This is a genomic window from Pseudooctadecabacter sp. (assembly GCF_020627745.1).
Lineage (GTDB): Bacteria > Pseudomonadota > Alphaproteobacteria > Rhodobacterales > Rhodobacteraceae > Octadecabacter.
On the sequence record NZ_JAHDGE010000021.1, the window covers coordinates 42,346 to 49,543 of the forward strand.

General features: G+C 59.5%; 7 protein-coding genes and 1 tRNA gene. 5 read left to right on the top strand and 3 right to left on the bottom strand.

Going from position 1 to position 7,198, the window contains the following annotated elements:
* Window positions 1–72: 72 nt before the first annotated feature.
* Window positions 73–1,470: a 30S ribosomal protein S6--L-glutamate ligase gene (gene rimK / locus QZ653_RS09750; protein WP_296419866.1), complete on the bottom strand. Its 1,398-nt coding sequence runs from the start codon at window positions 1,468–1,470 to the stop codon at window positions 73–75.
* 61 nt (window positions 1,471–1,531) lie between these two features.
* Here rimK and tgt point away from each other — a divergent pair, with 61 nt between their 5' ends.
* The 3 genes from tgt to lon all read left to right on the top strand — a co-directional run bounded on the left by tgt (window position 1,532) and on the right by lon (window position 5,939).
* A complete protein-coding gene (gene tgt, locus QZ653_RS09755) occupies window positions 1,532–2,662 on the top strand; it encodes a tRNA guanosine(34) transglycosylase Tgt (RefSeq protein WP_296419867.1) in 1,131 nt (376 codons plus the stop codon).
* Window positions 2,659–3,198, top strand: coding sequence for a hypothetical protein (locus tag QZ653_RS09760; protein ID WP_296419868.1), 540 nt, complete (start codon window positions 2,659–2,661; stop codon window positions 3,196–3,198). The genes tgt and QZ653_RS09760 overlap by 4 nt, the downstream gene beginning before the upstream one ends.
* Before the next feature lie 314 nt (window positions 3,199–3,512).
* Entirely contained in the window at window positions 3,513–5,939 is a 2,427-nt protein-coding gene (gene lon / locus QZ653_RS09765) for an endopeptidase La (protein ID WP_296419869.1), read from the top strand.
* Between the two features lie 75 nt (window positions 5,940–6,014).
* Here the strand turns inward: lon and QZ653_RS09770 are convergent, their stop codons facing one another.
* Window positions 6,015–6,458: a tail fiber domain-containing protein gene (locus QZ653_RS09770; RefSeq protein WP_296419870.1), complete on the bottom strand. Its 444-nt coding sequence runs from the start codon at window positions 6,456–6,458 to the stop codon at window positions 6,015–6,017.
* A gap of 163 nt (window positions 6,459–6,621) precedes the next feature.
* Window positions 6,622–6,846 carry a hypothetical protein gene (locus QZ653_RS09775; RefSeq protein WP_296419871.1) on the bottom strand — a complete coding sequence of 75 codons (225 nt, stop codon included), beginning with the start codon at window positions 6,844–6,846 and terminating at the stop codon, window positions 6,622–6,624.
* Between the two features lie 13 nt (window positions 6,847–6,859).
* Here QZ653_RS09775 and QZ653_RS09780 point away from each other — a divergent pair, with 13 nt between their 5' ends.
* Entirely contained in the window at window positions 6,860–7,075 is a 216-nt protein-coding gene (locus QZ653_RS09780; protein ID WP_296419872.1) for a hypothetical protein, read from the top strand.
* Window positions 7,076–7,095: 20 nt separating this feature from the next.
* Window positions 7,096–7,170 (top strand) — tRNA-Val (locus QZ653_RS09785).
* The last annotated feature ends 28 nt before the right edge of the window (window positions 7,171–7,198 follow it).

A 7,198-nucleotide genomic window follows, 5' to 3' on the forward strand; every position in this document is an offset into this window, starting at 1 on the left:
ATATAGGGATTGGCATGCGGGGCGTAAAGGGTATGGAGCGCGGCCAAACCGCACCCTGAACAGCGGCCTGTCCTAACGCTTGCGTTTCGGTTTGAGAGGGGCGGGGCGCACCTGTTCCTCGATATGATCGAACAACTGCCCCGCGAGGTTCTTTTTAGAGGCCCCCTCGATCCCCTCAAAACCGGGGGAGGAGTTGACCTCGAGGATTTTTGGCCCGTCATTGGACCGCAGCAGATCGACGCCAGCGAGGCCAAGGTTGAACACTTTGGCGGCTTTTACGGCCGTGCGCCGTTCCTCAGCGGTGATTTTTACCGCCTCGGCGGTGCCGCCGCGGTGCAGGTTTGACCGGAAATCATCGCCCGCAGACTTTCGGCGCATGGCGGCCACGACTTTTCCCGCGACGACAAAACACCGCAGGTCTTCGCCTGCGGCTTCCTTGACGAAATCCTGCACCAGAAAGTTGGCTTTCAGCCCGCGAAAGGCGTCAATGACCGACTCGGCAGCCTTTTTGGTCTCCGCCAAGACCACGCCTTTGCCTTGGGTGGACTCCAGCAATTTGACGATCAGCGGTGCCGTGCCCACCAGCCCCATCAAGTTGCCCGTGTCTTTGGGGGAGGCCGCAAATGCGGTCGTCGGCATCCCGATCTTGTGGGCGGCCAGAACCTGATGCGCATGAAGCTTGTCGCGGCTGGCCGTAATCCCGTCCGACCCGTTCACGCAATAGGTGCCCAGAGTTTCGAACTGGCGTAATACGGCGGTGCCATAGGCCGTGACCGTGGCCCCGATGCGCGGAATCACCGCGTCATAACGGGGCAGGCGTTTGCCGTCGTAGTGGATTTCAGGGGCCAGCGCGTTAATCGCCATGTAACAGCGCGTGGTGTCGATCACCTCAACCGTGTGGCCGCGTTCCTCGCCCTCGTGAACGATGCGTTTGGTGGAATAATTGTTCGGTTCCCGGCTGAGCACAGCCACACGCAACGCGCGGCGGGGTGCTGCTGCTTTGATCTTTTTGGCGGAATAGACGTCATAGCTGCGTTCGGGGCGCAGGAATTTATCCGCAGGCTGCACGATCACATCCTCGCGCAGGGCCTGACGGCCCAGCAACATGCGACTGTTCATGGAGGCGCGGTCCGTCAGCGTCACCTCAATCGGCCAGCTTTCGCCGTTGCCTGCATCCAGCATGGTTTCAATGACATAGCGCATCTCGGCCTCGCCGTTGGACGACGTGACCTCACGTCGGTCTACGACCGTGGCCGAACAGGGGATGGTCAGGTCCTCACGGCCCGGCACGGGGTGGATGGCAAAGCGCACCTTGGGCCGCGCCGCCGGTCCGAATGTTTCAATATCAAAGGCATGCAGCGCGGAGGTCCGCGCGCCGGTGTCGACCTTCGCCTTGATGGTGGGCAGGCCCAATTCCGGCAGGCCCAACCATTCTTCCCAGCCCAGCCGGATTGTGGTGTCGTCAGTCATGCCGCGTCCCTTCCAATTTGCCGTCACTTGCCCCAGAAGCAGGGCAAGGTATGAGGCTCCTATGACAAACACGTTTTCTTTCCAGTTGCAAAGTACAGACGGTGCGGCCCGCACCGGCGTCATCTCCACACCGCGCGGGGATATCCGCACGCCGGCCTTCATGCCGGTGGGCACTGCCGCGACAGTCAAGGCTATGATGCCCGAATCCGTGCGCGAAACCGGTGCGGATATCTTGCTGGGCAACACCTATCACCTGATGTTGCGCCCCACCGCCGAACGCATCGACCGGCTGGGCGGGCTGCACAGGTTCATGAACTGGGACCGCCCGATTTTGACCGATTCCGGTGGCTTTCAGGTCATGAGCCTCGCCAGTCTGCGCAAACTGACCGAAGACGGCGTGACCTTCAAATCCCACATCGACGGGTCCAAACATGTCTTGTCGCCTGAGACGTCGATGGAAATTCAACGCCTACTGGGGTCCGACATCGTCATGTGTTTTGACGAATGCCCCGCGTTGCCCGCCGATAAGGCGCGGATCGCAGACAGCATGCGCCTGTCCATGCGGTGGGCGCAGCGCAGCCGCGATGCCTTTGGCGACCGGCCCGGGCACGCGCTGTTTGGCATCCAGCAAGGCGGGCTCGAAGAAGACCTGCGCGCAGAAAGCGCCGAGGCCCTGCAAAACATCGGGTTTGAAGGTTATGCCGTTGGCGGCCTTGCCGTGGGTGAAGGGCAGGAGGCCATGTTCGACTGCCTCGATTACGCACCTGCGCAACTGCCCGTGGACAAACCCCGTTACCTGATGGGCGTAGGCAAGCCGGATGACATCGTCGGCGCTGTCAAACGCGGCATCGACATGATGGACTGCGTGCTGCCCAGCCGCTCGGGCCGCACGGGGCAGGCGTTCACGCGCCACGGTGTGGTCAACATCAAGAACGCGCGCCACGCCGATGATCCGCGTCCCTTGGATGAGGGGTGCCGCTGTCCAGCCTGCCGCAATTATTCACGGGCCTACCTGCACCATGTGTTTCGCAGCCAGGAAATGATCTCGGGTATGCTGCTGACGTGGCACAACCTGACGTATTTCCAAGACATCATGCAGGGCATGCGCGACGCCATCAGCGCAGGCGCGTTTGCGGCATGGGAGGCTGATTTTCACGCAGGCCGAGCACAGGGGGATATTGAACCGCTATGAAATGGCTGCCCCTGATTGCGTGCCTCTGGGCCGCTCCGCTGTCTGCGCAAAGCCTGTGTGATGTCACCGACCCCGACCATATCGCGGCCGTGCTGCAAGGCGTCTGGACGCAGCAGGGCAGCGTATCTATCGAAACCGAAACCCTCTCGGTGACCCAAGGCTTGAATCCGCATGACAGGGTCGATGTCTCCCGATCCCTCGACCTGCGCTGGCCACTCACCGATCAATGGCTGCGCGAGGCGCTCCCCCTGATCGCCACCACCCCCATGGACGTGGACACCGTCGATGACCTTCTCACCACGGTGGACGCCGACTGGATCGCCGACGCTGTGGGCGACACACGCTGCGGGCCTGAAAACCTGCCCCAATATGCGGCCACGTTCGACACTGGGATGGCCACAGGCGACGACACCCTCTCAGGCACGATCACCCTGATCCCCTATTTCGAAGACCGCGTCGTTCTCTTGGCGCAGATCGAAATGCGCGGGGCGTGGGGGCTGGGCTTTGTGACCGCCGCAAGCCTTCTCACGCGCTGACCGCTGTGTTGGGCGACACCCCTGCTTCTCTGGTTCAAAAATACCTGAAAAACAGCGCCGCGCAGCGGCGCGGGTCGGATTTGCGTAGCAAATTCGACATTCCTGCGCGTCTTTCGGCCAATTTTTCAAGTTATCCCAAGTTTTGACAGATTGCCGCCTTGCAGCGACAGCATCCCACAGGCACGATGCGCACCAGATACAGCGGATCACAGGTTGAAAGCGGGCAAAAGACCCCCACATCTGTACCCCAGACAGGAGACGGCTCCGTTGCCTCAAAGAGGGACGCGCCGTCTTGCCAAAAAGGAAAAAAGAGCATGCAAGACCCCCATTCCCGTGAGCCGCTGAGCGCCTCTTACCCCGTATTGCCCCTGCGCGACATCGTGGTTTTCCCCCACATGATCGTGCCCTTGTTCGTTGGACGTGAAAAATCCGTCAGCGCGCTGGAAGAGGTGATGCAGGATGACAAACAGATTCTGCTGTCCAGCCAGATCGACCCCGGTGAGGACGATCCCGACGCCTCCGGCATCTACAAGGCCGGCGTGCTGGCCAATGTGCTGCAACTGCTGAAATTGCCCGATGGCACCGTCAAGGTGCTTGTCGAAGGCATCGCACGTGTGCGCATCACCGATTACATCGACAACCCGAACTTCTTCGAAGCCAGCGCAGAATACCTCACCGAAATGCCCGGCGACATGTCCACGATCGAGGCGCTGACGCGGTCCGTCGGCAAGGAATTCGAACGTTACGCCAAGGTCAAAAAGAACATCCCCGAAGAGGCGCTCTCTGCCGTGTCCGAGGCGACGGAACCGGCCAAGCTGGCCGACCTCGTGGCGGGTCACCTCGGCATCGAAGTTAATCAACGTCAGGACCTGTTGGAAACACTCTCCGTCTCCGAACGGCTGGAAAAGGTCTACGGCCTTATGCAGGGTGAAATGTCTGTCCTGCAGGTCGAGAAAAAGATCAAGACCCGCGTCAAATCCCAGATGGAGCGCACCCAGCGCGAATATTACCTGAATGAGCAGATGAAGGCCATTCAGAAGGAATTGGGCGACGGTGAGGACGGCGAAGGCGAAGTGGCTGAGCTTGAGGCTAAAATCACCGAGGCGAAGCTGTCCAAGGAAGCCCGCGAAAAGGCCGAAGGGGAGCTGAAGAAGCTCAAGAACATGTCGCCCATGTCCGCCGAAGCCACGGTCGTGCGCAATTATCTGGACTGGATGTTGTCGATCCCGTGGGGCACCAAATCGCGGGTCAAAAAGGATCTGGGCCGCGCGGAAAATATCCTCGATTCCGATCACTACGGTCTGGAAAAGGTCAAGGAACGCATCGTCGAATATTTGGCCGTGCAGCAACGCTCCAAAAAGCTCAAAGGGCCGATCATGTGCCTTGTGGGCCCTCCCGGCGTGGGTAAAACATCGCTCGGTAAATCTGTCGCAAAAGCAACCGGGCGCGAATTTATCCGCATCTCGCTGGGGGGTGTCCGCGACGAAAGCGAAATCCGCGGTCACCGCCGGACCTACATCGGGTCCATGCCTGGTAAGATCATTCAGGCGCTGAAAAAGGCGAAGACGACGAACCCTCTGATCTTGCTCGATGAAATCGACAAGATGGGGCAGGACATGCGCGGCGATCCTGCGTCTGCGATGCTTGAGGTTCTTGATCCGGAACAGAACGCGACCTTTGTCGACCACTATCTTGAAGTCGAATACGATCTGTCGAACGTGATGTTCCTGACCACGTCGAACTCCTACAACATGCCGGGTCCGCTTTTGGACCGGATGGAGATCATCCCGCTGTCGGGCTACACCGAAGACGAAAAGCGCGAAATCGCCAAGCAGCACCTGCTGGACAAGGTGATGAAGAACCACGGGCTGAAGGCGTCCGAATTCACGCTTGAGGACAGCGCGCTGACGGCGATCATACGCTACTACACCCGTGAGGCGGGCGTGCGGAACCTTGAACGTGAGATCGCCAAGGTGGCGCGCAAGGCGGTGACGAAGATCGTCAAAAAGGAAGTCACCGAGGTGGTCGTTACGGACGAAAACATCGGTGATTATCTGGGCGTCAAGAAGCACCGCTTCGGTCTGGCCGAGGAAACCGATCAGGTCGGCGTTGTGACGGGTCTTGCCTACACATCTGTGGGCGGCGAGTTGCTGAACATCGAGGCGTTGAAGCTGCCCGGCAAGGGCCGCATGAAAACGACCGGTAAGCTGGGCGATGTGATGAAGGAATCCATTGATGCGGCGTCAAGCTACGTGCGGTCCATCTCGCCCGAGATCGGGGTGAAACCGACGCAGTTCGACAAGCTCGATATCCACGTCCACGTGCCCGATGGTGCTACGCCCAAGGACGGCCCATCGGCCGGTCTGGCAATGACGACGGCGATTGTGTCCGTGCTGACGGGCATCCCCGTGCGCAAAGACATCGCGATGACTGGCGAAGTTAGCCTGCGGGGCAATGCCATGCCCATCGGTGGATTGAAGGAAAAGCTGTTGGCAGCCTTGCGCGGCGGCATCAAGACGGTGCTTATCCCCGAAGAGAACGTCAAAGACCTGGCCGACATTCCGGACAACGTCAAAGAGGGGCTTGAGATCATCTCGGTCAGTCACGCGTCCGAAGTGCTGAAGCATGCGCTGACGGACACGCCTGAGGCCATCGAATGGGATCAGGAGGCCGAAGACGCCGCCGCCGCCGAAGCCGCCCTGCGCGGCACCGGTGACGGGGCAGGGGCCATCGCACACTGATCACACAGATGTTTCACCCGAAACCGGAAAGGGCGCCCGATGGGGCGCCCTTTTTTGTTGGGTATGACGAAAGCGTCAGTCTACGATCTTGAGGTCGAGCCCCAACATATCATAGTTCACAGTCATGTACCCGCCTGCCTGCAGGGTCACGGCCTGCGGTGTGTGCATCATCACATCCTGTGCCATCACGCCTTCAAAAACCGTCGGTGCGCCGATGTAGCGATAGTGGTAAAGCGGCAGACCGTTTGCCGCTGTTCCGACAGGTGTGATGTCGGTCTTGGTCCGGATGTCGCTGATTGTCTCAACAAGAGGGTCGCTGCCCGAAGAACTGGCGGCGACGGCGATCATCGCGATAAGGATCAGAGGAATGATCAGGTTACCGGCAGAGGAGCCGGTGGTGTCCTCCACAATCTCGACCGGGGCCATTTCCATGACAGGTTCGGCCAGACCGCCTGCATGGGTTGCAGTGGACAGGGCCAAAAGGGACGCAGTCGACAGGGCAATAAGGTGATGTTTCATGTATTTTCCTCCGATAATGGTTGAATACTGCGTCACGGCGACCGATCCGGCAAGCGGTGAAATCGCCCGCGCCGCACAGCCCGCGCGTCGTCGGTTCAAACTTTGAACTGTAATGTTTTGAATTTACGGGTATTGTTTCTTCAACAGCAACAATGACGGCATCCTACCGGAGGACGACCATGACAACGCGCAGCACGAAGACACCAAAGACCACAGCCACCCCGAAAAAGGCGGCGGCAAAGAAGACGACAGCCAAACCGGCCAAGGCCACGGCGTCCAAAGTGGCCGCAAAACCTGCAGCCGCACCGAAGGCCACCGTTGTTGAGACAGTCAAACCCAAGGTCGCCGCTGCACCGGTCAAAAAGCCCGAATTGATTGAACGGGTCATGTCCGAGACAGGCATGAAGAAAAAAGATGTCAAACCGGTGGTCGAGGCGATGTTGCACGTTCTGGGCCGCGCTTTGGTTCAGGGGGAGGAACTGATCGTGCCGCCGCTGGGCAAGGTGATGGTCAAAAATTCCAAAGACCTTGCCAATGCGACGGTCATGAACATCAAAGTGCGCCAGCCCAACGCGACAAACACCCCCAAAGAGGGCCTTGCAGAGGCCGCCGAGTAAGGCTATTTCAGCCTCCGGAAGGGTGATTAGCTCAGTGGTAGAGCGCTTCGTTCACATCGAAGATGTCAGGAGTTCAAATCTCTTATCACCCACCATTTTCCACGTTGATTGATGCAGACAGGT